Source organism: Streptomyces sp. NPDC059477 (assembly GCF_042749375.1).
Classification (GTDB): domain Bacteria; phylum Actinomycetota; class Actinomycetes; order Streptomycetales; family Streptomycetaceae; genus Streptomyces.
In genome coordinates, this window is sequence record NZ_JBHYUG010000018.1 from 1 (window position 1) to 3,059 (window position 3,059).

Below are 3,059 nucleotides of genomic sequence, written 5' to 3' on the forward strand. Positions count from 1 at the left end.
CCCCCCCCCCCCGGCCCGCCCCCCCGCCCCGGCGGGGGCGGGTTTGTGGCGGCGGCTGCGTGTTGGCCAGCGGTGCCGGCCGCGTGGCCAGCCCCCGGGGGTTGAGCGGTATCGCCCCCGCTCACCAGCACGGTGGGCGGGGGCGATTCCACGTTCCGACGCCCCCCGCCGAATCACACGGCGGGGGGCGCCCGGCCGGGGGCCTCCCGAGCACCCCGACCGTCCTGCTTGGGGCTGTGCCTCAGACGAACGGAACGGTCACGTCCGCCTCCCCTGGCTGCAATGTACCCACCGGATCGACCGATCTACCCCTCGCAGCCCACCTGTACATCAGTCCTCGCCCTGGCCGTCGCGCTGCGACCGCCCGTACCAGGCCATGAGCTGATAGGTGGTCCGGAAGCCCAGTGCGTCACGCGCTGCCGCCACCTCCTTGTCGACTGCGGAGCGACTGATGCCGATCCGGGGGCCGACCTGGGCCTGCGAGTAGCCCGCGGCCAGCTCCCGCACGATGCGGAGCTGGCGCTCAGTCAGAGGTGAATCGATTCTGCTCAAGTCCTGCCAACGGGACGCGTGATTCCAGAACCGCTCGAAGAGGGAGCGGCCCCAGGCGACGGCCGCGCGGTCGAAGACATGCCAGCCGGAGTGATCCTCGGCACCGTCGACAACCATGTTGTCGATGAAGAGGTGCTTGCAGTCGATGAGCACCATGCGCGGGCCGGGCATGTCGGAGGCGCGGACCTCGGCGCCGTCCGCCAGGAGCCGGCCGATGTAGTCCCGGGTCTGGGCGTGCTCACGCGCGCTGCGGTGGTACAGCGACCGGACGCGGACACCGCGGGCGAGTGCGGCACGGGTGCGCTCGACACCCAGGCGGACTATCTCAGGGTCACGGTCGGCGGGCTCGCCCGGCTGGACGGAGCACAGCTCGCCGACGGCGGTGGCGGCGAGTTCGCCGAGCTTTGTGTTCATCTGGACGGCGGAGGCCAGGAACTCCGAGGCCGGGCCGCTGTAGAAACGGTGCGGGTCGAAGTCGGAGGCGAGGCGTTCTAAAGCGGGCACCTGTCGCATCTGCCCCACGATGCGCTCAAGGTCGCGCAGGATGCCCGCGGTGATGCCCTGGGCCGCGGCCCGCGGGTCGTGGGGGATGTAGCGGCCCGGGGTGTAGGGGTCCCGGTCCACGAGCCCCAGGGCGATCAGGCGGTGGGGGTCGTAGCCGTCGGGGGCGCAGCCGTGCTCGGCGATGTGGCGGTAAGCGGTGAAGTCCTCCCATGTGAGGGGTTCTTGTGCGCCCCCTGTGTCCAACTCATCCACGTTCACCCCTGGTTGTGCGTTCGGATTTCTGTAGGTGTGGATTTCCCCTGGCCAGCCGCCTGGACCTCACCCGTCCGGGATGAAACCCTAACGTTCCACCACACGGACTCGCATACACATTCGATTACGGATTTCTGGAGGGCTACATGGCTCGAACCCGGCTACTGGCCGCCTCCGCCCTGCTGGCCCTCGCCGCCCTGGGAACCACGGCAGCGGCAGCCACACCGCCCACCGGCACCGTCCAGGCCGCCGACATCGGCTGGGGCCGCATCACCGCCGGTGCGAACAGCGAGCCGAACACCGGGAACCCGCTCCCGGCGGACAACAGCGTCGCGGACATCGGCTGGGGCTGACCGCCCGCCACCCAGACTCCGGCCGGCCAAGCTCGGGAGGCAATGCCGCGCCGGAACACAGACGCCCCCTGCCGTGTGATTCGGCAGGGGGCGCTCTGCATACCTTAGACGCCCCGTCAGCCCATGGCACAGGCAGGTTCTCGCCAGCGGCTACGGAGTGGACCTTGGCAAGTTACGGGAGAGTACCGGGAAACCAAGATCATCAAATGTAGATGGCCGGTAGATCCTGAAGATCTACCGGCCATCTGACCAGGCACTATGCCGATGTGGGGCTAACAGGATTTGAACCTGTGGCCTCATCCTTATCAGGGATGCGCTCTAACCAACTGAGCTATAGCCCCGCCGCGCTCTGCGGTGTATGTCCCGCGCGCTGACCCCTGAAGATTAGCGCACGACCGCGGCAGTCCCAAAATCGATAGTCGGGCCCACTCACCCACCGACGGCCGGACTCACTCGTCCTCCGCCAGAGTCAGCTCCACTCCACCGACGAACCCCGCCGACAGGTTGTAGATGAACGCGCCCAGGGTCGCCAGCGCGGTCGCCAGGATGACGTCGATGACGGCGATGATCGACGTGAACATCAGGACGTTCGGGAGCGAGAGGAAGGACTGGAGGTCGAATCCGTTCGACTCGTTCGAGCCGGTGGCCTCCGAGATCGTGCCGCCGACCGTGGAGAAGACGCCCATCGCGTCCATGACCATCCACAGCACCGCCGCGGCGACGATGGTGCAGATGCCGAGCGCGATGGAGAGCAGGAAGCTCACCTTCATCACGGACCACGGGTCGGCCTTCGCCACCCGCAGCCGCGCCTTGCGCACCCGCGGTGTGGTGCGCGCGCCGGTGCGCGGACGGCGTACCCCGGCGCCCTGTGTCTGGGCGGCCTGACCACCTTGCGTCTGAGCGGACTGGCCGCCCTGCGTCGAGTACGCCTGGGGCGGGTGGTACGGCGTCTCCGTCTGTTGCTGCTGCCGCTCACCCGGCAGCGGCGACGCGTTCTGCGTCGCCGTGGCCGCCGCGCCGGCTGCCGCAGCGGACTGCGCCGGCGCGGCCGAGCCCCCGCCGGACGCCGCGTACTGCTGGGTCTGCGGACCTCGGGTGTCCGTCACAGTTCCCCCCTGGGATCCCTGAGCCCGGGATCCATGAGTGTCGGGCGCGTGCGAGTCGGCCTTGGCGGGCTTGATCGCTTGCAGATTGGTCGTATGCGGGTCGGTCATCTGCAGATCGGTCATTTTCGAATCGGTCGTGCTCGGATCGGTTGTGCTCGAATCGGTCATGCTCGGATCTGTCATCTGCGCGGCGGGGCCAACCGCGCCCCCCCCCAGTGGGGGACACCTGGGGGTAAGAGCCCCGGGACACGCCGGGCGCCCCGCGCCCCCGGGGCGGCACACGCTCAAGAAA

The 3,059-nt window shown here is 69.2% G+C and carries 3 protein-coding genes and 1 tRNA gene; 1 reads left to right on the forward strand and 3 read right to left on the reverse strand.

From position 1 onward, the window contains the following. Nucleotides 1–330: 330 nt before the first annotated feature. Entirely contained in the window at nucleotides 331–1,308 is a 978-nt protein-coding gene (locus ACFXAZ_RS12245) for a hypothetical protein (RefSeq protein WP_384588391.1), read from the reverse strand. A 146-nt stretch (nucleotides 1,309–1,454) separates the two neighbouring features. Here ACFXAZ_RS12245 and ACFXAZ_RS12250 point away from each other — a divergent pair, with 146 nt between their 5' ends. After that, the gene (locus ACFXAZ_RS12250) at nucleotides 1,455–1,661 is read left to right on the forward strand and encodes a hypothetical protein (protein WP_384588394.1); all 207 of its coding nucleotides are present in this window, start codon (nucleotides 1,455–1,457) and stop codon (nucleotides 1,659–1,661) included. A gap of 267 nt (nucleotides 1,662–1,928) precedes the next feature. Here ACFXAZ_RS12250 and ACFXAZ_RS12255 read toward each other — a convergent pair. Next, nucleotides 1,929–2,002 (reverse strand) — tRNA-Ile (locus ACFXAZ_RS12255). Between the two features lie 108 nt (nucleotides 2,003–2,110). Further along, nucleotides 2,111–2,890 (reverse strand): DUF3566 domain-containing protein, encoded by a 780-nt coding sequence (locus ACFXAZ_RS12260; protein WP_384588397.1) that lies wholly within the window; start codon nucleotides 2,888–2,890, stop codon nucleotides 2,111–2,113. Nucleotides 2,891–3,059 lie beyond the last annotated feature (169 nt).